Source organism: Kineococcus sp. NPDC059986, from assembly GCF_040702905.1.
Taxonomy (GTDB): domain Bacteria; phylum Actinomycetota; class Actinomycetes; order Actinomycetales; family Kineococcaceae; genus Kineococcus.
On record NZ_JBFBND010000012.1, the window covers coordinates 48918 to 71409 of the forward strand.

Consider the following 22492-nt stretch of genomic DNA (forward strand, 5'->3'; position numbering starts at 1 on the left):
GCTCGCCCCCCGTGAGCAGCAGCCCGTCCCCCCGTCCCACCGCCCTCGTCACGGGGGCCACCGCCGGTCTGGGGGCCGCCTACGCGCGGTCGCTGGCCCGGCGCGGGCACGACCTCGTCGTCGTGGCGCGCGATGTGGAGCGGCTGGAGCGGACGGCGGCGACGCTGCGCGCCGACTTCGGGGTCGAGGTCGAGGTCCTGCCCGCCGACCTGTCCGACCGCGCCGCCCTCGACCGGGTCGCGGCCCGGGTGGGCAGCACCGAGCACCCCGTCGACGTGCTCGTCAACAACGCGGGCTTCGGGCTGCGGCAGCGCTTCGTCGACGGGGACCCGGCCGACCACGAGCGCATGTTCGACGTCCTGTGCCGGGCCGTCATGGTCCTGTCCCGGGCCGCGACGGGGGCGATGCTGCCCCGCGGGAGGGGTCGCGTCCTCAACGTCGGCTCCGTCGCGGGCCTCGTCCCCGGGGGCGGGCACTACTCGGCCGCCAAGGCCTACGTCATCGTCCTCACCGAGTCGATGGCCGGGGAGCTGCGCGGCACCGGTGTGAGCGCCACGGTCGTCGAGCCGGGGTACGTCCGCACGGAGTTCCACGCCCGGTCGGGCATGGGGTCCGGTGGGACGTCCGCCCTGTCGAGCCGCATCTGGCTCGACATCGACGACGTCGTCGACGCCTCCCTGGACGACCTGTTCGCCGGGCGGCCGGTGAGCGTGCCGACGCGGCGCTGGAAGGCCGTCTCGGCCGTCCTGGACGTCGTCCCCCGTCGTGTCGTGAGCTCGGTGTGGAACCGGATGCCCTCCGGCGCGAAGCGTCGGCACCCTACGCCGGAGCGCTGACACTTCTAGAAGTCGAACACCCAGCGTAGTCGAGGCGTAACGTAGAGCTGTGAACGCAGCCGTCCCCGCCTCGGACCCCGCGGAGACCCACGACGTCCTCGGCGACGAGACCGCGCGTCTGGCCGCGCTCCGCGAGTACGTCGACGTCGCCGCCGCCCCACCCGCCGAACTGCAGGCCGTCGTCCGGCTCGCGACCCGGCTCACGGGGTTGCCGAACGCCGTCGTCAACATCGTCGACGACCGCCACCAGCGCCAGCTCGCGGCCGAGGGGTTCGCCCCCGGGGTGAGCGACCGCGGGGAGTCGATGTGCTACTACTCGCTCGGGATGGGCGGGCTGGTGCACGCCGCCGACGCCCGCCGCGACGTCCGCTGGGCGGCGCACCCGTGGGTCGACGGGACCCTGGGACACGTCCGCAGCTACGCCGCCGCCCCGCTGCTCACCCCCGACCAGCAGGCCCTCGGCACGCTGTGCGTGTTCGACGAGGAGCAGCCACGGCAGCTCACCGCGACCCAGACGGCCGACCTCGTCGAGCTCGCGACCCTCGTGGTGTCCCTCTTCGACCGCGAGCGCCGCGCCCGCCTCGTGACCCAGCACGCCGAGGAGCTGCGCCGGACACGGGCCGCCGCCGAGACCGCACGGGCCCTGCAGGACGCCCTGCTGCCGCACCGGCTCCCCGCCGGCGACCGCGTCCGCGTCACCTCCCGCTACCTGCCAGGCACCGACGGCGCCGAGGTCGGCGGCGACTTCTACGACGCCATCCGCACCGACGGCGCCTTCGTGCTCGTCATGGGGGACGTCCAGGGGCACAACTCCGCGGCCGCCGCGCTCATGGGGCGGGTGCGGACGGCCGTGCGGGCCTACGTCAGCGAGGGGCACGAGCCGTCGGCCGTCCTGGAACGCACCAACCGGCTCATGCAGTCCTTCGAAGGGGACCTGTTCGCCACCTGCTGCCTGCTGTCCCTCGACGAGCGGACCGGGGACGTGACGGTGGCCAGCGCCGGGCACCCGGCCCCCGTCCTGTTCGCCCCCGGGACGGTGCGCAGCCTGGACGTCGACCCCGGTCCCCCGCTCGGCGTGCAGGCCGAGGCGATCTACCCCGAGAGCCGGCACCGGCTGGACGGGCCCAGCCGGGTGCTGCTGCACACCGACGGCGTCGTGGAGTGGCCAGGGGACGGCGGCTCGGGCACGCACACCGCCACGTCGACGGGCGAGGAGGCGCTGCTGCGGGCCCTGTCCGACGGGGCCGCGCTGGAGGCCGGGGCGCTCGCCGACCGCCTCCTGGCCCCCGTGCGCGGCGGCGGTCGCGACGACGCCGCGCTCCTCCTCGTCGACTACGACGGCCCGGCCCCAGGGACGCGGGAGAACCGACTGCTGCTGCCGACCGACACCCGCGCCGTGGGGGCCGCCCGCGACTGGCTGCGCTCGACGCTGGACGCGTGGCAGCTGAGCGCCACCGCCGACGAGGCCGAGCTCGTCGTGAGCGAGCTCGTGACGAACGCCCTGCTGCACACCGGTGCCCCCACGGCCGTGACGCTGCGGCACGAGATCGCCGACCGCCTGCTGTGCGTGGGGGTGGAGGACGGCTCGACGCAGCACCCGCAGCCCCGCACGAGCGACGACGACGCCACCGGCGGGCGCGGGATGCACATCGTCCAGCTGCTCGCGCAGCGGTGGTGGGTCGCCCCGCGCGGGGACGGCAAGACGGTGTGGGCGGACCTGCTCGTGGCGTGAGGGCGCGGGTCCGCGGTCAGGGTGCCGGGGGGTGCACGGTGGTGAAGCCGACGAGCACGGCCCCCGCCGGGCCCGAGGTGAGCCTGCGGCCGGTGCTGGTGCGCCACAGCCACTCCCCCAGCGGTGAGCGGCCGCGGTAGGTCACCCGGAACGGTGTCCCGTCCGCCACCGCGCGGTCGAAGGCCCGCTGCACCTGCGCCCGGTCGGCCGGGTGGACGTCGAGCATGAGGCGTTCGACGCCGACCGACTGCCGTCCCACCCCGAGGACCGCGCTGCCCAGCTCGTCGACGACAACGCGACCGGTCGCGGTGTCCAGCTGCCACGCGCCCGTCTGCTCGTCGGCGGACAGCGGCGCCCCCAGCCAGTCGGCCAGGGAGGTCAGCGCGAGACCGTCGCTGTGGACGACGAACCCGTCCTCGCGGCCGTGGGCGTCGTCGACGGCCAGGGCGTCGACGATCCACGCGAGCTCCGGGTCCTGCCCCGGGGGACGTTCGTCCCCCCACAGGTCGCGCAGGACCGCGAGGACCCGCTGCGCACGCAGCGAACGGTCCTCGCGGTCGAACGGTCCGGGCACGGCGCCCCCTGCCCCTGCCGCGTCAGTCGACGACGGCACCCGGGTTGAGGTTGCGGCCCGGGTCGACGCCGGCGAAGAGGGAGCCGACGATCTTGGCACCCGCGGGCGACAGGTCCTCCTCGACCCAGCGCTTGTGCTCGCGCCCCACGGCGTGGTGGTGCGAGAGCGTCCCGCCGTTGTCGAGGAACGCCTGCTGGATGGCGCCCTTGACGATGTCGTACGCCTCGAGGCCGTCACGGTCGGTCGGCGGCTGGAAGGCGAAGGTGAAGTACTGGCACGCACCGGAGTGGTAGCTGTGCGAGAGGTGGCAGAACACGAAACCCTTGATGCCGACCTCGGCGAAGGCCTTGTTCGCGGCCGCCACCACGTTGTCGTGCACCGACTTCAGCGTCGCCCACGACGAGGAGGTCTCGGACACGTCGCCGTAGGCGCCGCGGTCGAGGATGAAGTCGCGGATGTAGGGGGTGTCGAACTTCTTCTGGTCGTACAGCTTGCCCGGACCGGCGCCGACCCCGAAGCCACCGTGCTTCTTGACGATCTCGCCCACGAGCGCCTTGTTGCGCCGCACGTGCAGGGCCGACCCCTCGAACCCGATGAACGACAGGCACATCTGCGACAGGTCGATGCCCTTGCGCTTGCTGGCGTACAGCTGAACACCCTTGTTGAGCACCTGCCCGAGGGTGCTGCCCTTCTTCGAGGTCGCCAGGGTGAACTGGGTCTCGTTCGCGTCCGAGACGCGCGTGATGCTCGGGGAGGCGTCGGAGGCCGCGATGTCGTGCATGGCCTTCAGACCGCTGGCGTAGTCCGGGAAGAAGTACGCCTGGATGACGCGCTCCTCGGCCTGGCGGTGCACCTGCACGGTCGCCTCGGTGATGATCCCCAGCCGGCCCTCGCTGCCGAGGACCATCTCGCGCACGCTGGGCCCGGCGGACTGCACGGGCACTTCGGCGGTGGCCACGATGCCGTGCGGCGTCACGACGCGCACCGCCCGGGTGATGTCGGCGATGTCGCCGAACCGGTCGGACTGCATGCCCGAGGACCGGGTCGCGATCCAGCCGCCGAGGGTGGAGTGCTTGAAGCTGTCGGGGAAGTGCCCGATCGTCCAGCCGCGGGCGTTGAGCTGCTCCTCCAGGTCCGGGCCGAGGGCACCGGCCTGGATGCGCGCCGTCTGCGACGTCTCGTCCAGGGACAGGAGCAGCCGCATCCGGCCCATGTCGAGGGAGACGACGGGGCGGGTCTCGTCGCGGGGGGCCTCGAGGGACCCCACGATGTTGGAACCGCCGCCGAAGGGGATGAGGACGGCGTCGGCGTCGAGGGCGGCGCGCAGGGCGGCCTCCGTCTCCGCTTCCGTGCCGGGGTAGACGACGAGGTCGGGCAGGCGGCCGAAGTCGCCGCGCCGGATGCGGACGAGGTCTCGCATCGACTTGCCGTAGGCGTGCACCACGCGGTCGAGGTCGTCGTCGTGGACGTGCTCCGCGCCGACCGCCTCGACGAAGGCCCGGCGCAGCTCCTCCGGGGCCTGCGACGGGGGCACGGTGAGCTCGGACAGCTCCGGCACCCGTGCGGGCGCGGCGTCGAAGTCGATGCCCGAGACGCGCTTGACGAACGGCGCCAGGTTCGGCTTGTCCTCGTGGTGGAAGGCGACGCCCTCCTGGCCCCAACCCCACCACTTCATGTGCTCGACCACCAGAACTCCCAACCCTCGACCTGCGGTGCTCGGCGCGAGCCTACGCGTCGGTGCCGACACCGCCGGTGCGGCCGGCGAGGAAGCGCACGGCGAGTTCGTAGCCCGCCACGCCCAGACCGGCCACGACGCCCGTGGCGACGGGCGTGATGAACGAGTGCCGGCGGAAGTCCTCGCGCGCGTGGACGTTGGAGACGTGCAGCTCGACGAGCCCGGCGCTCAGCTCGACGCACGCGTCGCGCAGGGCGACGGAGGTGTGGGTCCACCCACCGGGGTTCAGGACGACCGGCTGCCGCGCGTCGGCGGCCCCGTGGACCCAGCCGATCATCTCGTGCTCGGCGTCGGTCTGGCGCAGCTCCACCCGCACGCCCAGCTCGGCCGCCAGGCGCTGCAAGCGCGCCTCGACGTCGGCCAGGGTGGTGGAGCCGTAGACCTCGGGCTGCCGCTTGCCCAGGCGGCCGAGGTTGGGGCCGTTGAGGACGAGGATCGTCGGAGGGTGCTCGCTCACCCGCGGACAGTACCGACCTGTGGACGGTCCCGACCGCGTGTCGGGGGTCGGTGCCACAGTGCCGTCGTGCCCCCGCCGACCCCGCCGTCCCCGCCCGGCCCCGAGGTCTTCCGCTGCTTCGGCACCGGTGACCCGCTCTACGAGGCCTACCACGACACCGAGTGGGGCCACCCGGTCCGCGACGACCGCGGGCTCTTCGAACGGATCAGCCTCGAGGCCTTCCAGTCCGGGCTGAGCTGGATCACGGTCCTGCGCCGCCGCGAGACGTTCCGGGCGGCCTTCGACGGGTTCGACCCCGCCGTCGTGGCGGGCTACGGCGCGGCGGACGTGGAACGGCTCATGGCCGACCCCGGGATCATCCGCAACCGCGCCAAGGTCGAGGCGACGATCGCCAACGCCCGCGCGCTGCTGGCCCTGCAGGCTGCGGGCGGCAGCCTCACCGAGCTCTTCTGGTCCGCGGCGCCCGACCCGGCCCCGCCGGCGCCGGAGGGGCCCGGCGACGTGCCCGCGACGACCCCGGAGTCGGTGGCGCTCGCGAAGGCGCTCAAGGCGCACGGCTTCCGGTTCGTCGGTCCGACGACGGCGTACGCGGCCCTGCAGGCCTGTGGCGTGGTCGACGACCACCTGCGAGAGTGCCCGGCACGGGCGGCCGTGGAGCGCGCCCGCGCCGTCGGCGAAGGGGTCCACCCGTGAGCACCACCGTCCCGTGCCTGTGGTTCGACCGCGAGGGGCTGGCGGCCGCCGAGCTCTACGTCTCGCTGTTCCCCGACTCGCGCATCGTCTCGACCTCCCCGGGCGGGCCCGACGGGGCGCCCATGACGGTCTCCTTCGTCCTCGACGGCCGCGACTGGACGATCATCAACGGCGGTCCGCACTTCCCCCAGACCGAGGCGTTCTCCGTGCAGGTCTCCTGCGCCGACCAGGCCGAGGTCGACCGGTACTGGGACGGGCTCGTCGCGGACGGGGGCTCGGAGGGTCGGTGCGGCTGGCTGAAGGACCGCTGGGGCGTGTCGTGGCAGATCGTCCCCACCCGCCTGCCGGAACTGCTGTCCGACCCCGATCCCGAACGGGCGCAACGGGCCCTGAGCGCGATGCTCGGCATGGGCCGCCTCGTGGTGGCCGAGCTGGAGGCCGCGGCCGACGGGGGCGCGTGAACGGTCCCGCCCACGAGTGACAGAATCGTGGAGAAGCGGGAGCCCCGTCCCGGCGAGCCACAGACAAGAGGTGCCACACATGGTCGATCGACAGCGAGTCGTCATCGTCGGAGGTGGCTTCACCGGCCTGTACGCCGGCAAGAAGCTCGAGAAGCTCCTCCCGGCCTCCGCGGCAGAGCTGGTGATCGTCAGCCCGACTGACCACCTCACCTACAGCCCCCTGCTGCCGGACGTCACCGCGTCCGTCATCGAGCCGCGCCACGTCGCGGTGTCGCTGCGGCAGACGCTGCCGCGCCACAAGCTCGTCGTGGGCCACACCACCTCGGTCGACCCCGAGGCGAAGACCCTCACGATCTCCAAGACCGAGCGCGGCGTCGTCAGCGACGAGACCCAGGTCCTGTCCTACGACAAGCTGCTCCTCGCCCCCGGCGCGGTCACCCGCCGCTTCCCGATCCCCGGGGTCTCCGAGAACGCCCGCGGCGTCAAGACGATCACCGAGGCCGCCTTCGTCCGCGACCACCTGCTGTCCCAGCTCGACGCGGCCGACAGCCTCCCCGACGACCCGCGCTTCGACGCCGAGCGCGCCGAGCGCATGACCGTCGTGGCGGTCGGCGCCGGCTACACCGGCACCGAGATCGTGGCCCAGACCCACCGCTGGCTGTCCCGCGTGGCCGACCGCTGGTCCTCGATCGACGTGCGCGACGTCAAGTGGCTGCTCATCGACGTGGCCCCGGCCGTCCTGCCCGAGCTCGGGCCGCGCCTGGGCCAGTACGCGCTGTCCGCGCTCAAGGGCCGCGGCATCGACGTGCGCCTCGGGGTCTCCGTGGCCAGCGTCGAGGGCAACGTCATCAACCTCACCGACGGCACCCCGATCCCCTCGCGCACCCTCATCTGGGGCGCGGGGATCATGGCGAACCCGCTCATGGGCACCCTGGGCCTGCCGCTGGACCGCGGTCGCCTCGTCGTGGACGCCAAGATGAAGGTCGCCGGCGCCGACGACGTGTGGGCCGCCGGGGACGCCGCCGCCGTGCCGGACCTGGCCAAGCCGAAGCCGGCCGACGGCCCCCAGCCGATCACCCCGCCCACCGCGCAGCACGCGCAGCGCCAGGGCACCGCGGTCGGCAAGAACATCGCCGCGGCCTTCGGGATCGGTCAGGCCGCCGACTACGTCCACAAGGACCTCGGCCTCGTGGCCGACCTCGGGGGCGGCACCGCCGTCGCCAAGCCGCTCGGCATCGAGATGACCGGTCTGCCGGCCAAGATCGTCGCCCGCGGGTACCACCTGTACGCCCTCCCGGCGATGAGCAACCGCATCCGCGTGCTCACCGACTGGGCCCTGCACGCCGTCCTGCCCCCGCAGGCCGTCGCGCTGAACCAGACCCGTCCGGAGGACGCGCTCATCACGCCGGCGCAGAACACGGACATCTACCCGAAGGCGGAGGAGAAGCCGAAGGTCGGCTGACCCTCCCCGTGGTCTCCGAGGAGGTGGTGGCGCGCGTCGCCGCCACCCTCGGGACCAGCACGAACCGAGCCCGCCGGCTGGCGCGAACCGCGCTGCCGGCGGGCTTCGTGCTGCAGGTGGCGCGCCACCGGCACGTCGTCCTCGTCGAGGGGGCGACGGACGCCGCGGTGCTGGACGTCCTCCTGGGCGGACGGCTGCCCGTGCTCGCCGTGGGCGGCAAGCACCTCCTCCCGCTGGCGGCGGCCCTGGCCGGGGCCCACGGCGCGGCGGTCGACGTCGTGCTGGACGGCGACGACGGCGAGGGCGCCGGTCACCGCGCCCGCGAGGACTCCCGCCGGGTCCGGGACGCGCTGCCCGGGGTGCCCGTGCACGTGCTCCCCGGCGACCTGGAGTCGTGCCTGGCCCGGTGGCCCGCCTTCCTCGCGGCCCTGCCCGGTGGGCTGACGAAGGACGCCGTCGCCTACGCGCGCGCCGCCACGGCGGCCCTGGCCAGCGAGCCGCCGCCGGAGCTGCGGGCGCTGCGGGCCGCGGTGCTCATCCCCTGAGCCGCTCGGCCAGCCCGCTCGCCCGGGCCAGCGGCCGCTGCACCGCGGCCGCCACGGCCTGCGCCGACCCGACGACCCGCACACGGCTCCGGGCCCGGGTCAGCGCCGTGTAGAACATCTCCCGCGTCGCCAGCGGGGAGCGCTCGGGCGCGGCGAGGACCGTGACGGTCTCGAACTGCGACCCCTGGCTGCGGTGCACGGTCATGGCGTGCACCGGTTCGACGGCCGCGAGCCGGGCCAGCGGCACCCGCAGCGGGCCCGCCCCGCGGGCCAGCGCGGCGACGAGGACGCCGTCCTCCTCCAGGACCACCCCGGTGTCGCCGTTGAACACGCCGACGGCCGGGTCGTTCGCGGTGACGATGACGGGCAGCCCGACGTACCGGCCGTCCGGACGCGGCAGGACGCCGAGCTCCTCGACCGCCCAGCGCTGGGCCAGCGCGCTCCAGTGCGCCACGCCACGGGTGCCGCGGCGGTGCGCGCACAGCAGCCGGTGGGTGTCCAGGGCCGCGAGGGCCGTCTCCGCGTCGCCCGCCCGTGCGGCCTCCACGACCGCCCGCGACCGCACGAGCACGTCCGCGCGCACGACCTCGAGCGCGGCCCCGGCGACGAGCTCGGCGTCGGGGACCTCGAGGAACTCCACGTCCGGACCGCCGGCCCGGAGCAGGTCGACGACGTCGTCGGAGCGCGCGTCGCGCACGGCCTGCGCGATGGCGGCGATGCCGCCGCCCGCCGCGTACCGGTGGGTCCGCGTCAGCTCGGCCACGCCGTGCGGGGCGGCGTCGGCGGGGGCGACGAGGTCGGCCAGGACGGCACCGACCTCGACGGAGGCGAGCTGCTGCGGGTCCCCGACGAGGACGAGCCGGGCCCCGGGACGCAGCGCCGACAGCAGCCGGGCCATGACCCCCAGACCCACCATCGAGGCCTCGTCGACGATGACGACGTCGTGCGGCAGCCGGTGCTCGGCGTCGAAGCGGGCCCGCACCGACCCCGGCCGGATCCCCAGCAGCCGGTGCAGGGTCGAGGCGGCGGAGGCGCGCAGGAACGCGCGTTCGGCGTCGGTGAAGGCGCCTTCGGCGGCGGCGGAGACCACGGCCTCGGTCAACCGAGCGGCCGCCTTGCCCGTCGGCGCGGCAAGTGCCACTCGCGGCGCACCGTCCGACAGCGCGTGCACGGCGGCCAGCAACCGGGCGACCGTCGTCGTCTTGCCCGTCCCCGGTCCCCCCGCCAGCACGGACACCCCGTGGGACAGGCACACGGCCGCCGCGGCGCGCTGGTCGTCGGCGGGGTCACCGGGCCAGAGCCGGTCGAGCACCTCCTCGACCCGCGCGGGGTCGTAGGGCACGACGGTCGCGCCGCGGCCGCGCAGGTCGCGGGCCACGGCGAGCTCCTGGCGCCAGTACCGGTCCAGCCACACCCCGTCGCCGACGAGGTGCAGGGGGACCGTCGGTCCCCCGTCGTCGGGGACCTCTCCCGGCGGGTGCTCGACCGTCAGCGGGCTGCGCTGCAGCGCCTCGCGCCAGGCCCCCGGCTCCGGCCAGGGGACGCTCACCGGTTCCACGGACCCGGAGTCGTCGGCGTCCTCGGGCACGAGGTCGCCCACCCCGGACAGCCGCAGCACGACGGACCCGTGGCGCACGGCCCGCACGACGAGCGCCACGGCCAGCAGGACGCGCTCGTCGTCCTCCCCGGCGACGGCGCCCAGCCGCCGCGCGACGTGGACGTCGGCCGCGTGGAGCAGCCCCAGTTCGTTGACCTCCCGGAGCAGTCCCGTCGCCGAGCGCGCCACGGACGCGGACCGGTCGGGGTCGAGGGCACTGCTCGTGGTGGTGGTGGTGGTGCTGGTCACGGTCACGGGGTCCTCCCGGCGAGCAGGTCGGAGGTGTCCACGACGAGCGCGGCGGGCGGACGCCAGGACCAGACCCCGGGCGGGACGCCGTCCGGCCCCGGGGCCACCTGCGGCCCGCACATCCCGCGCAGGAACAGGTAGAGCGAGCCGCCGAGGTGCTTGGCCGGGTCGTAACCGGGCAGTCGCCAGCGCAGGAACCGGTGCAGCGCAACGCTGTAGAGCAGCGCCTGCAACGGGTAGTGGGCGGCGAGGACGGCCTCGTCGAGGGCCTGCCGCCGGTAGTGCCAGGCGGTGAGCTCCTCCCCCGGTCCGGCCAGCCGGTTCGTCTTGTAGTCCACGACGAGGAAGCGCGACCCGCAGCGCAGGACGGCGTCGACCGACCCCGTCAGGTAACCGCGCAGCCCCTCGGCGGCCAGGGCGGGTTCGGTGAGCATCTCGGCGTAGGGGTGCACGGGGTCACCCGGTGCGAGGTGGCGGCGCAGCAGGGCCGCGAGGTCGCCCAGCCTCCCGCCCGCGCCGGCCCGCGCGTCGTCGCCCCCGGCCAGGGGCAGCTCGAAGTCCAGCTCGGCGAGCCGGTCGCCGACGGCGAAGTCCGCCAGCGCCCGGTCGTCGGCCAGGGGGCCGAGCCCGGTGCGCAGGACGGGGTCGAGGGCCGCGGCGAGCGGTTCGGCCAGCGGGGCGGCGAACTGCTCACGGGCCAGGGCGGCGAGGTGGGCCGGTCGGTCGGGGACGGCCGGGTCGAAGCCCTCGAGCACGGCGTGCACGAGGGTGCCGAAGCCCGTGCCGGCCGGGAGGTCCGCGAGCGGGGACGGGACGTCCCGCCAGCCCTGCGGGTCCTCGGCGGCGGCCCGCGGCCCGGCGGCGCCGACCTCCTGCACGGCGACCTCGTCGACGACGACCTCCAGCTCCGGTTCGGACAGGACGGCCGGGCCCGACGCGTGCGCCTCGTGGACCCCGCGGGTCAGGCCGGAGTACGACGTGCGCCGCCACCCGGCGTCGACGTGGGCGCCGAACTCCGCCGCGGCCAGCTCGACCGCGGCCGGCGCGGACCCGGTCCACCGCCGTGGGGGCGCCGCGAGCGGCACGTCCTCGACCGCGACGGGCGAGTCCGGCCCGAAGAGCGCGGCGAGCCGTGTCCGCAGCGCGTCGTCGTCCGGCAGGGGCAGCTTCTCCGGCACCGCACGGACGTCGTCGGTCAGCAGCAACCGGTGCAGCGCACCGCGTTGGGTGTTGGTGGCGGGGGCCCACCACACGAGCAACCGGGAGACGGCCCGCGTCAGGGCGACGTAGAGCAGGCGCAGCTCCTCGCCGAGGTCCTCGCTGTCGGCCGCACGGCAGAAGGCGTCGTAGGCCGGGGCGGCCGGCCCCCCCACGTGCAGCGCGCGCGGCCCGTCGGGGGCGTGCGCCACGGGCAGCCGGTCCTTGGACCCCGTCCCCGTGGAGTCCCAGCCGAAGGGCACGCAGACGACCTCGTACTCCAGGCCCTTGCTCGTGTGGACCGTCGCGATCTGCACGGCCTGCCGGTCGGTGTCGAGGCGGCGCGAGCGTTCCTGGTCGACGTCCCCGGCCGCGTCCTCGACGCGGCCGCGCAGCCACGACAGCAGGCTGGAGACGCCACCGCCGGGGTTGAGGGCGGACTCGGCGTGCAGCACCTCGGCGATGTGCCGCAGGTCGGTCAGGCGCCGTTCGCCGCCCTCGACGCCGAGCAGGCGGCGGGGCAGGTCGCGCTCCTCGTTGAGGGCCGCGAACATGCCCGAGACCCCGCGCTCGGCCAGGACCGTGCCCCACCCGCGCAGGGCGACGGAGACCTCGTCGGTGGCGCGGTCGCCCGCCGCGTCGAGCTCGGCCGCGGTCCAGCCGACGAAGGAGGACAGGGCCGTGCGCCGCACGCGGGCGGCCCGGTGCGGCTGCTCGACGGCCTCCAGCAGCCACACCCACTCCCGGGCAGCAGGGGTGCTGAAGACGGACGTCCCGCGCGAGAGCACGCACGGAACACCCCGGCGGCGCAGCTCCTCGTGCACGAGCTGGGCCTGGGACTGGGTGCGGACGAGCACGGCCACGTCACCCGCGGCGAGCGCCCGCTCGGGACCGCCCCGGTGGGGCTGCACGCGCAACCCCTCGGACAGCACGCCGACGACCTGGTCGGCGGTGTCGCGCGCCACCGCGGCCCGTACGTCGGCGACGGCCGGCACCCCCGTGCGGGCCGTGACGGGCAGCCCGTCGCGCCGCAGCACGCGCAACCGGACGGGGGTCCGGTCCGCTCCCGCCGGGCCGAGCAGGGCCGGGGTGCGGTGGTGGGCCTGCACGGGGTGCACGACGATCCGCTCGTCGCCCAGCGCCGCCCCGCGCAGCAGGGCCGCGGTGCCGGCGAGGACGGCGGGGTCGCTGCGGAAGTTCGTGCCCAGCGTCGCCGTCACGTCGGCGACCCCCACGGCGTCGAGGTAGCTGTTCACGTCGGCGCCGCGGAAGGCGTAGATCGCCTGCTTGGGGTCGCCGATGAGGACGAGCGGGCACCGGCCGTGGAACGCCGTGCGCAGGACGTCCCACTGCACGGCGTCGGTGTCCTGGAACTCGTCCACGAGGACGACGGAGTACCTGCGCCGCAGCCGGTCGCACGCCGTCGGCCCGGCCACCTCGTCGGTCAGCGCGTCCCGCAACCGGGTCAGCAGGTCGTCGAAGCCGAGGACCCGGCGGGACCGCTTGCGGGCCGCGACCTCGCGGCGGACCCCCTCGGCGAACCGCACGCGCAGGTCCTCCGGCGTCTGCGGGACCGTGCCGCGCGGCTCGATCCGGGCGTCCGGGCGGCCGACGGCCTCGCGGGCGATGCGCAGCGCGACGGCGCGGGAGAAGGGCGGCGGGCCGCCCCCGGGCCGGACGGCGAAGCGGACGTAGAGGTCGTCGCAGACCTCCTCGACGAGGTCGTCGACGTCCTCGACGAGGGTCGCGGTGGGGTCGACGTCGGCCGCGGTGCCCAGGCTGGTGAGCACCTGCTGGCAGAACTCGTGGATGGTCGCGACGGTGGCGGCGTCGAAGCCCGCGAGCGCGGCGGCCAAGCGTGCGCGCCTGGCCTGCAGGCCGGTCTCGTCGGTGGCCGCGAGGTGCCGGACGACGGCGTCGTCGGAGACCGCCGCGGCGGCGGGGTCGGCGAGCGCGTCGCGGGCGGCGACGAGGCGGTCGCGGACGCGGTCGCGCAGCTCGGCCGTCGCGGCGCGCCCGAAGGTGACGACGAGCAGCTCGTCGACGCGGGCCACGCCCTCGGCCACGTACCGCGTCACGAGGCCGGCGATGGTCCAGGTCTTGCCGGTGCCGGCGCTCGCCTCCAGGACGGTCGTGCCGGTCGGCAGCGGACCGGTGACCTCGAAGTGGCGCGGGTGCCCGTCGGAGGTGGGCGCGCTCACCGCTCGTCCATCCGCAGGACGCCGAGGAGGGGCTCCCAGAACCGTTGCACCGCAGCGTCGAACGTCACGGGAGCGCCCGCGGGCCAGCCCGTCGGCGGTGACCAGTCGAGCAGGACGTCGACGGGTGCCCGCGCACCCCAGACGCTGACGTTCTCCTCGTCGGCGTCCTCCTTGGGGAAGGACCAGTCCGACGTCCACGCACCGCTCGCGGCACGGCGGCAGGCGGCGGCCGGCCGGCCGGCCCACGCGGCCTGCGCGTAGGCCATCGCGGTGTCCACGGGCAGCGGCAGCGGGGCGCACAGCCCGGCGGCGCGCAGCTCGAGGAGGTCCGCGAGCGTGCCCCGGGCCACGGCGGCGGGGACCGGGCCGAGGGTCAGCAGCGCCACGCTGCCCTGGGCGCCCCGGCCGACGACGACCGTGCGGAACTCCGTGCCGGGGTGGGCGGCCGACAGGGCCAGCAGTTCGAGCCAGGCCCGGACGGTCTGCTTGGCCTTGACCCGGGAGTACAGCGTCGTGACGGCGACGTCGCCGCTCGCGCGCCCGCCCGGACGCACGGGCCGGACGCCCCGGACGTTGCCGGTGAGGCGGACCGGGCCCGTCCCGGGCACGTCGAGGTCGAGCTCGACGTCGACGCTGCGGGGTTCGGAGCCCGCGAGCCCGGTGTCGAACTCCGCGGCCACGCCGGCGATCCGGTCGACGAGGGGTCCGACCTCGCGCAGGACGGCGGCCCCCAGCGGGCCGGGGGGCAGCGCGCCGCGGGCGGTCTCGAGGCGGACGACGTCGCTCGCCCCGGCCCCGCGCAACCGGGCCGCGAGCGCCCGGTCGCCGACCGACCACTTCGCGAGGGCGTCCAGCTCGACGGGCAGCGCGTCGGCCGGTTCCTCCTCGCGCGTGGCGGTCGCGACGTCGAGCCGCTGGCGCAGGAACCCCTTGGCCGGGTGCTGGAAGAACTGCACGAGCTGGTCCAGGTCGAGGTCGGCGGCGGGGGCCGGCGGCAGACCGGCGGTGAGGAACGGCGGCGGGGCCACGGGGTCGGCCACGCCGGTCGCGGCGCCGGCGAGGGCACTGCGGTCGTAGCTGAAGGGTCCCGGCCGGCCCAGCGCCCCTCCGGCGAAGTTCTTCGGGTCGGTCGGCTGCAGCGGGTGCTGCACGACGACGCGTTCGCGCACCCCGGGGTGGGCGGCCTCGAGGCTGTCGAGCAGCTCCCCGACGGGCACGGCGGGCGGCAGCTTCACCCCGGTCCGCACGTCGCGGCCCGAGTAGGTGACGACGAACGTGTCGGCGGCCGAGCAGACGGCGTCGAGCAGCACCTGGCGGTCCTCGCTGCGGGGGTCGCGGTCACCGAGGTGGGGGTCGCGCGTCAGCACGTCGTCCGCGTCGGGGTTCGTCACGCGCGGGAACGCGCCGTCGTCCATGCCGAGCAGGCACACGACGCGGTGCGGCACCGAGCGCATGGGGGTGAGGGTGCAGACCGTGAGGGCCCCGGTGCGGAAGTTCGCCCGCTGGGGGCGGCCCGCGAACCGTTCGGCGACGAGCGCCGCGACGTCGGCCAGCCCGACCTCGGCCGTCCCGGCGCGCGCAGCGTCCTGCGCGACGGCCCCGAGCTCGCGCCGCAGCTGCGCGACCTGCCACGCCCCGTCGGAGGGGACGTCGGCCAGGTCCAGGACGCCGTCGAGCAGAGCCTCGCACCAGGCGGCCACACCGCGCCGACCGGACAGCCGGGTCACGGCCGCGTCGAGGCGGTCGAGCAGTTCGGCCAGCCGCCCGGCCAGGTCGACGCGGGAGGACTCGACGTCGGCCAGGGGGACGACACCCTCGAGGTCCGCACCGACGAGCTCCTCCTGGGCACCGCCCCCCACGGCGACACCGACGAGGAGCCGGTCCAGCCCGGCCCGCCAGGAGCCCTGCGCGACCTCGCCCAGCGACCACGCCGCGCGGTGCTGCGCCGACAGGCCCCAGTGCACGCCGGCGTCGACGGTCCACTCACGGACCTGCTCGAGGTCCTCGTCGTCGAGGTCGAAGCGGCGGCGGACGGCGGCCGTGCCGGCGAGGTCGAGCACCTCGCTGGCCGTGAGGCGGCTCTGGGCCAGGACCAGCAGCCGGGCCGCGAGCCCGAGCAGCGGGTTCGTCTGCAGCGCCGACCGGTCGGCCACCGAGACCCGCAGCCCCCCGCCGGGGTGGGAGTCGGTGGAGAAGACCGCCTGGACGAGCGGGGCGTACGCCTCGACGTCGGGGCACATGACGAGGACGTCGCGCGGCTGCAGCGTCGGGTCGTCGTCGAGCAGCCCGAGGACGACCTCGCGCAGCACCTCGACCTGCCGGGCCCGGCCGTGGCAGGAGTGCACCTGCACCGACCGGTCGTGCGGACCGGGGTCGGGGCCCGGCGCGGGGACCTCGTCGGCCGCGAGCGCGGCCTGCAACCGGCCGAGCAGCGTGTCCCGGGGCACCGGGGCCGGGTGGTGGACGTCGCGCAGGTCCGGGACGGCCTCCAGCAGCCGGGCCTGCAGCTCGCGCACGTCGCGCGAGAGCGAGCGCAGCAGCGGGTGCCGCACCGGGTCGCTCCCCTGGTCGGTCCTGCGCAGGCTCGTCGGCCGCTGCGCCGACGCCCACAGCGCCGGGCTCGGGTGCTGCAGGAAGAGGTGCACCTCGCGGTGCTCGGCCAGGGCGGCGAGCACGCGCAGCCGGGACTCGGCCAGCCGCGTCACGACGAAGACGCCGAACCGTTCCCCCAGGCCGGTCAGGGCGGGGTCGGCGCGCAGGGCCGAGCACACGTCGTCGAGCAGTTCGGCGGGGGCGGGGACCCCGACGTGCTCGCGCACGGCGCGGAAGACCGCCGGCTGCCAGCGCAGGTCGGCCGGGACGTCACCGCCGCCGGCGGCCCAGTCGACGAGCAGCCCGGGGCGGGCGGCCCCGTAGCGGGCGAACAGGCCCGCCAGGCGGGCCGCCGCGGCGGTCCGCCGGACCCGGGGCACGTCCTCGCCCGGGACGGCGCGCAGGTGGTGGCGCAGGACGGCGAACTCGGCCCGCGCGTCGGCGGCGGGACCACCGGCCGCGGGGGCCACCTCGTCGAACACCTCGAGCACGTCCCACGTCAGCGCGTCCGGCGCCCACCGCTCGACCGCGTCGGCGGCCTCGGGACGCACCCGGCCGACGACGTCGGCGACGACGCCGTCGAGCAGCCGGGCCGGGGAGGAGAAGTCGACGCGGGCGCAGATGCCGTCGTCCGCACCGGCCGCGGCGCCGAGGTGGTGCGAGAGCCGCTGGGCGATCCACCGTTCGGTGCCGCGCGCGCCGACGGCCAGGACGTCGGGCGCGAACGGGTCGGCGCCCGCGGCGGGAGCGCGCAGGACGTCGGCGAGGCCCGCGACGAGGGCCGTCGCACTCTCGGAACGGTGGACGTGGAGCACGGTCCCCTGTCTACCCGACGGCTCGGACACGCGGTCCCCGCGGTCCCCGTGGTGTGCTGGCCCGGTGCCGACCGCTCCCGCGCTGTCCTTCCTGGACCGCTCCCGCACGCGGACCGGGCAGGACGACGCGGACGCCCTGCGGGCCACCCTGGGCAGGGCGCGGCGGGCCGAGGACCTCGGCGCCGACGGGTTCTGGGTCGCCGAGCACCACGCCGTGCCGGGCGTCGTCGGGTCGGCGCCGACCGTCCTGCTCGCCGCCGTCGCCGCGGCCACCACCCGGGTGCGGGTCGGGACGGCCGGGGTCATGCTCCCCAACCACCGCCCGTTCGTCGTCGCGGAGCAGGTGGCGACGCTGGCGGCGCTGCACCCCGGGCGCGTCGAGGTCGGGGTCGGCCGGTCGCTGGGCTTCACCGCCCCGGTCCGCCGGGCGCTCGGTGCGCACGCGAGCGCCGACGCGGACGAGCGCCTCGCCGAGCTGCTCGACTGGCTGCACGGCCGGGGTCCGGTGACCCTGCGCCCGCTCGTGCCCGCACCGCCGGTCTGGCTGCTGGCCACGGGTGAGGGGTTGCGGACGGCGGCGCGGCTGGGGCTGCCGGTCGTCGTGGGCGGCCGGTTGCTGCGCGACCCCGAGCCGCTGCGGCGCTACCGCGACGAGCACCCCGGGGGCCGCGTGAGCCTGCTGGTCGACGTGGTGGTCGCCGAGGACGAGTCGGCGGCGCGCCGGGAGCTGCTGCCGCAGGCCGTGGCCCTCGCCCGGGCCCGCAGCCGCGGCGCGTTCGGTCCCCTCCCCACCCCGGCCGCGGCGGCCGCCGCGGACCTGACCGACCGCGAACGCGTCGACGTCGACCGCTACCTGGCCGACGCCGTGGCCGGGAGCGCGGGGCAGGTGCGGCGGCGGCTGCAGGACCTGCTGGACCGCACCGGCGCCGACGAGCTGCTGCTGGCCGCGACCCCGCATGCGCGCGACGTCGAGGCGGCCAACGACGCGCGGCTCGCCGAGCTGGTGGCCGACCTCAGAACTGCCGGTTGAGCGAGCGGCGCCGCACGCGCTTCTCGATGCGGTCGAACTCCCGGCGCAGGGGCTGGGAGCAGAACTCGCCCAGCGTGACCCCGGCGGCGAGCGCGAGCGCCGTCCCGAACGCCGTCACGAGCTGGGCCAGTCCCGTCGACGTGCCGCCGCCGACGATGGAGAAGATCGCGCGGTAGATGGTCAGACCGGGCAGCAGCGGGACGATGCCGCAGACGGAGACGACGAGCCCCGGCACGCCCCAGCGCCAGGCCGTCCCCTCGGCGAGCAGGCCGACGAGCAGGGCGGCGAGACCGGCGGCCGCGACCGGGCCGGTGCCGAGCGTCGTCGCCACCCCCGCGGCGAAGACGGCGGTGGCCCCGGCGAGCCCGGCGAGCAGGACCGCCCGCAGCCCCGCGTACCCCGAGACCGCCCAGGTGAAGGCGGCGACGGCACCCGCGGCGACCTGGACGGCGAGCGGGTAGGACTCCCCGTCGGAGAACGTGAGGCTGAGGCCGATCCCGGCCCGCTGTCCAAGGTCCAGGACGGCGGCGATGCCGAGGACGAGCCCCGTCGTCAGCAGGACCGTCTCGAAGGCACGGGCGCCGGCGGTGACGTAGAAGCCCGAGATCGCGTCCTCCGCGGACCCGACGAGCGAGAGCCCGGCCAGCAGGACGACGATGCCGGACCCGACGACGAGGGAGGGCGGCAGCCGCCCGAGCCAGTCGGGCAGGTGCGGACCGGACACGAGCAGGGCGAGGGCGAAGGCCGTCGCGATGGCCGCGCCGGCGAACTGCTGGAAGAAGGCCGGAAGACCGCGGCGGTTCAGCGAGGACAGCACGACCTGCAGGACGCAGGTGACGAACGCGGCGCAGACGGCGACGGCCCACGTGCCGCCGATGGTGACGGCGACGGCGGCCGCGAGGCCTACCGTCCCGGCGGCGGAGATCCACGGTCGGTACGGCCGGCGCTGGGACAGCAGCCGCTTGAGCCGGGTGTTGATCTCCGCGGCGGGCAGCCCCTCGCCGGCCTCGTGGGCCAGGGCGTAGAGCGCGCCGAGCCGCGAGTAGTCGCTGGCCCGCACCTTGACGACGCGGGCGGAGGTGAGCGGGACGCGGTCGGCACCCGCCGTCGAGACGATGACGGCGGTGTAGTTGATGTCGACCTGGGTGTGCCGCAGGCCGGCCCCCGCGGCCGCCCGGAGCGAGAGCGCGGTGACGTCGGCGGCCGAGGCGCCCGCGGACAACAGGGCCTCGGCCATGCGGGCGACGGCGTCGAGGGCGTCGAGGGCCTCGACCTGGGTCAGGCCCCCCTCGACGACGGGTTCGGGCGACGGTGTCTCCCCCGCGACGATCTCCGCGAGCCGGCTCCGCCAGCGAGCCGTCGAGAATGCCGTCCGCAGCGCCACGCGGTGACGCTATCGAAGCGCTGCGTCAGCAGCTGAGGGCGAGGGCCCCCCGGTCGGCGACCGGGACGGTGTCGCAGCCGACGCCGGCGGTGCCGAGGTCGACGACCTTCCACCCCGAGCCGGCCGTCGTGCCGCCCGCCACGCGCTGCAGCACGGCGGTGGCGGGGTCGAGGGCGGTCGGGTCGGTCGGCGCGAGGTCCGCGGCGGCCCAGTCCCCGGCGACGCGGACGTCGGTGACCGTGAAGGACCCGGCGGGGACACCGGCCACCAGCGGGCTCGCCGCGACGGCGCGGGCGACCGCGGGGGTGGCGGAGTCGGCGGCGCTGCCGGTGGGGCCGGTCGTGCTGGCGGAGGCGCTGGAGCCGGCCAGGACGAGGGCCAGCGCGGGGGCGGTGAGGGCGGTCAGGGTGAGCGTGGTGCGGCGGTTCATGGTTCCGACCTCCCGTGGTCAGGCTCGTCGTGCGCGTTCGGGAGGTGGACGCACGCGGCGCCCCGGCGGTTGCACTCCGGAGGGCTCTCCTCAGAACCTCCTCACCCGGGGTCGACCACCAGGTCGGCGCGGTGCCGGCTCGCCGCGACGACGGCGGCGTTCGCCTCGTCGCTGCCCAGGACCCAGGCGCGCGCCGCGGTCGGGGCCAGGCCGAAGGCCTCGTGCCTCGCGACGAGCCGGTCGTGCCGCCGGTCCTGCACCGGGTCCACGTACCAGGTCTCGTCCAGCAGCGCCTCCAGCGCGGCCCACGGCCCCTCACGCAGGAGGAGGTAGTTGCCTTCGGTGACGACCAGCGGGACGTCCCGCGGCACGGGCAGCGCCGAGCCGACGGACTCGTCGAGGTCGCGGCGGAACTCCGGGGCGTGCACCACGTCCTCCGCCCCGCCCCGCAGCCGTCGCAGGAGCGCGACGAACCCGCACGCGTCGAACGTGTCCGGGGCACCCTTGCGGTCCCGACGGCCGAGGGCGTCCAGGACGCGGTTGGCGTAGTGGAAGCCGTCCATGGGGACGACGACGGCCAGCTCCGGGCCGAGGTCGCCCACGAGGCGGTCGGCCAGCGTCGACTTGCCCGCACCAGGCGGACCGACCAGGCCCAGGACGCGCCGGGGTCCGGTGGTGAGGGCGCGGGCCCGGTCGAGCAACGCGTCGTAGGGCGGTGAGGTCACGGGCAGCCCGGGGGCTCGCACTCAGAACACCGACCCGGGTTCGGCGGCGGGACCGGCACCGGCCGCGTCGGCCTGCCCGGGGTCCACGACGGCCCCGGCCCACCGCTCGCAGGTCCAGCCGTCCTCGGGGGACCCGACGAGCTCGACGACGCCGGTGTTCTCCAGGCCGGTGGTGATGACGAAGTCCGCGGAGACGTTGAGCACGCGCGACCCGGCCCAGGTGCGGATGGCGGCGCCGTGGCTGACGAGGACGAGCGTGTCGACGCCGGCGGCGCGGGCCGCGGCCAGGGCGTCGGCGACGGCCGCGTCGTAGCGGGCGAAGAAGGCGTGCCCGTCCTCCGCGCCCGGTTCGGCGGCGGACAGGTCCCCGTGCAGCCAGGCCGCGACGACGTCGAGGTAGCGCCGGACGGAGGCCTCGTCCCCGCGCATCTCCAGGTCCCCGGCCTCGATCTCGCGCAGCCCGTCGGCGACGGCGACCTCGAGGCCGAGGTGGGCGGCCAGGGGCGCCGCCGTCTGCTGGGTGCGCACGAGGGTGGAGGCGGTCAGCGCCCCGATGCCGAGGGCGCCCAGGGCGGGTACGAGCGCGGCGGCCTGCTCGCGTCCGAGGTCGCTGAGGTCGGCGCCGGGGACGGCGGTGTCGAGCAGGTGCTCGACGTTGGAGCGGGTCTGGCCGTGACGGACGAGGAGGAGTCGCACGCCGCCACGATCCCAGACCGCTTCCCACGACGGCTCAGGGCACGACGGCTCAGAGCACGACGTCCAGGCGGCCCTGCGTCGAGCCGTTGAGCATCGTCATGAGCCGCAGCTGCACCTCGACGGGCACGGGTTCCTTCGCGGTGAAGGTGAGCCGGCCGATCATGCGGCGCAGGTCCTCGGCCGTCAGGTCGCGCTGGTCCGACACCATGCCGCTGGCGCGTTCGCGGTTGATCTCGCGGGCCAGGGAGGCCACGGGCGCGGAGCCGACGTCCTGGGAGGGGTCCCCGGCGCCGTAGAGGTGGCCGAGCAGTGCCCGGTCGGACTGCGTGAGCTCGTCGAGGGGGTCCTCGTCGATCCACTCGGGCGTGATGCGGCGGACCGGGGTCACCGCGTCCGTGCCGCTCATGCCGTCCAGCCGGGAGGCGGTGCGGACCGCCGGGGCCGAGGTCACCGTTCCGAGTCGCATCGTCATCTCCTGTCCTGTCTCCGTGGAGTTGCCCAGAGTGTTCCCTGTGTGACTCCCAGTGTCCGGCAGGAGCGACCATGATCTGAGGACAAGTCACCCGGACGGCCCAACGGCCGTCCGGGTGAGCTGCGTCCTCGCAGGTCAGGGGCCTGCAGCCCCCGTCCTCAGCCCCGTCCTCAGCCCACGGGCTCGAGCACGAAGACGGGGATCTCCCGGTCGGTCTTGCGCTGGTAGTCGGCGTAGTCCGGGTAGGCGGCGACGGCGCGCTCCCACCACTGCGCCTTCTCCTCACCCGTGACCTCACGGGCCGTGTAGTCCTTCTTCACGGGCCCGTCCTGCAGCTCGACCAACGGGTGGGCCTTCACGTTGTGGTACCAGACGGGGTTCCTGGGGGCGCCGCCGAGCGAGGCCACGGCCGCGTAGGCGCCGTCGTGCTCGACGCGCATGAGGGGCTGCTTGCGCAGCTTCCCGGACTTCGCACCGAGGGTCGTGAGGACGACGACGGGCATGCCACGCATGTCGGTCCCCTCCGTCCCCCCGCTCCCCTCGTACTGCTCCACCTGTTCGCGGACCCACGCCTCGGGGCTGGGCTCGTACTCTCCGGTCAAGGGCATG

General features: G+C 75.9%; 19 protein-coding genes. 7 read left to right on the plus strand and 12 right to left on the minus strand.

All coding sequences use genetic code 11. The annotated features are described in order from the left end of the window. The first annotated feature begins 11 nt into the window (after positions 1–11). Positions 12–836 carry an SDR family oxidoreductase gene (locus AB0637_RS11225; RefSeq protein WP_366172232.1) on the plus strand — a complete coding sequence of 275 codons (825 nt, stop codon included), beginning with the start codon at positions 12–14 and terminating at the stop codon, positions 834–836. 49 nt (positions 837–885) lie between these two features. After that, positions 886–2568, plus strand: coding sequence for a SpoIIE family protein phosphatase (locus tag AB0637_RS11230; RefSeq protein ID WP_366172233.1), 1683 nt, complete (start codon positions 886–888; stop codon positions 2566–2568). 16 nt (positions 2569–2584) lie between these two features. Here the strand turns inward: AB0637_RS11230 and AB0637_RS11235 are convergent, their stop codons facing one another. The 3 genes from AB0637_RS11235 to aroQ are packed head-to-tail and all read right to left on the minus strand — an operon-like array spanning position 2585 to position 5334. Further along, the gene (locus AB0637_RS11235) at positions 2585–3142 is read right to left on the minus strand and encodes a PAS domain-containing protein (protein WP_366172234.1); all 558 of its coding nucleotides are present in this window, start codon (positions 3140–3142) and stop codon (positions 2585–2587) included. 22 nt (positions 3143–3164) lie between these two features. After that, on the minus strand, positions 3165–4829 hold the full coding sequence (locus AB0637_RS11240; protein WP_366172235.1) for an FAD-binding oxidoreductase: 1665 nt from the start codon (positions 4827–4829) through the stop codon (positions 3165–3167). 40 nt (positions 4830–4869) lie between these two features. Next, complete coding sequence (gene aroQ / locus AB0637_RS11245) at positions 4870–5334, minus strand: type II 3-dehydroquinate dehydratase (RefSeq protein ID WP_366172236.1); 465 nt, start codon at positions 5332–5334, stop codon at positions 4870–4872. A 66-nt stretch (positions 5335–5400) separates the two neighbouring features. On the opposite strand from aroQ, the gene AB0637_RS11250 reads away from it, so the two are divergent. From AB0637_RS11250 to AB0637_RS11265, 4 genes are all read left to right on the plus strand, one after another. Then, positions 5401–6027, plus strand: coding sequence for a DNA-3-methyladenine glycosylase I (locus AB0637_RS11250; RefSeq protein ID WP_366172237.1), 627 nt, complete (start codon positions 5401–5403; stop codon positions 6025–6027). Beyond that, positions 6024–6488 (plus strand): VOC family protein, encoded by a 465-nt coding sequence (locus AB0637_RS11255; protein ID WP_366172238.1) that lies wholly within the window; start codon positions 6024–6026, stop codon positions 6486–6488. Before AB0637_RS11250 ends, AB0637_RS11255 begins: the two co-directional genes overlap by 4 nt. A 79-nt stretch (positions 6489–6567) precedes the next feature. After that, the gene (locus AB0637_RS11260; protein WP_366172239.1) at positions 6568–7950 is read left to right on the plus strand and encodes an NAD(P)/FAD-dependent oxidoreductase; all 1383 of its coding nucleotides are present in this window, start codon (positions 6568–6570) and stop codon (positions 7948–7950) included. A gap of 8 nt (positions 7951–7958) precedes the next feature. Continuing rightward, entirely contained in the window at positions 7959–8495 is a 537-nt protein-coding gene (locus AB0637_RS11265; protein WP_366172240.1) for a hypothetical protein, read from the plus strand. Here AB0637_RS11265 and recD read toward each other — a convergent pair. From recD to recC, 3 genes are read right to left on the minus strand one after another with little or no spacing between them, the layout of a single operon-like run. Beyond that, positions 8485–10341 carry an exodeoxyribonuclease V subunit alpha gene (gene recD, locus AB0637_RS11270; RefSeq protein WP_366172241.1) on the minus strand — a complete coding sequence of 619 codons (1857 nt, stop codon included), beginning with the start codon at positions 10339–10341 and terminating at the stop codon, positions 8485–8487. The two genes, AB0637_RS11265 and recD, sit on opposite strands and share 11 nt — an antisense overlap. A 2-nt stretch (positions 10342–10343) precedes the next feature. Continuing rightward, a complete protein-coding gene (locus AB0637_RS11275) occupies positions 10344–13739 on the minus strand; it encodes a UvrD-helicase domain-containing protein (RefSeq protein WP_366172242.1) in 3396 nt (1131 codons plus the stop codon). Beyond that, positions 13736–17146, minus strand: coding sequence for an exodeoxyribonuclease V subunit gamma (gene recC, locus AB0637_RS11280; RefSeq protein WP_366172243.1), 3411 nt, complete (start codon positions 17144–17146; stop codon positions 13736–13738). Before recC ends, AB0637_RS11275 begins: the two co-directional genes overlap by 4 nt. 64 nt (positions 17147–17210) lie before the next feature. Between recC and AB0637_RS11285 the strand changes: the two genes are divergently transcribed. Further along, the gene (locus AB0637_RS11285) at positions 17211–18176 is read left to right on the plus strand and encodes an MsnO8 family LLM class oxidoreductase (protein ID WP_366172244.1); all 966 of its coding nucleotides are present in this window, start codon (positions 17211–17213) and stop codon (positions 18174–18176) included. On the opposite strand, the gene AB0637_RS11290 is transcribed toward AB0637_RS11285, so the two are convergent. The 6 genes from AB0637_RS11290 to AB0637_RS11315 form a co-directional block, all read right to left on the minus strand. Continuing rightward, positions 18160–19560: a threonine/serine exporter family protein gene (locus AB0637_RS11290; RefSeq protein ID WP_366172245.1), complete on the minus strand. Its 1401-nt coding sequence runs from the start codon at positions 19558–19560 to the stop codon at positions 18160–18162. The two genes, AB0637_RS11285 and AB0637_RS11290, sit on opposite strands and share 17 nt — an antisense overlap. A gap of 25 nt (positions 19561–19585) precedes the next feature. Beyond that, a complete protein-coding gene (locus AB0637_RS11295; protein ID WP_366172246.1) occupies positions 19586–19990 on the minus strand; it encodes a hypothetical protein in 405 nt (134 codons plus the stop codon). Positions 19991–20091: 101 nt separating this feature from the next. After that, positions 20092–20736: a nucleoside/nucleotide kinase family protein gene (locus AB0637_RS11300; RefSeq protein WP_366172247.1), complete on the minus strand. Its 645-nt coding sequence runs from the start codon at positions 20734–20736 to the stop codon at positions 20092–20094. Beyond that, the gene (locus AB0637_RS11305; RefSeq protein WP_366172248.1) at positions 20737–21411 is read right to left on the minus strand and encodes a histidine phosphatase family protein; all 675 of its coding nucleotides are present in this window, start codon (positions 21409–21411) and stop codon (positions 20737–20739) included. A gap of 49 nt (positions 21412–21460) precedes the next feature. Then, entirely contained in the window at positions 21461–21883 is a 423-nt protein-coding gene (locus tag AB0637_RS11310) for a hypothetical protein (protein WP_366172249.1), read from the minus strand. A 170-nt stretch (positions 21884–22053) separates the two neighbouring features. Further along, positions 22054–22491, minus strand: coding sequence for a nitroreductase family deazaflavin-dependent oxidoreductase (locus tag AB0637_RS11315; RefSeq protein WP_366172250.1), 438 nt, complete (start codon positions 22489–22491; stop codon positions 22054–22056). Position 22492: the final 1 nt, after the last annotated feature.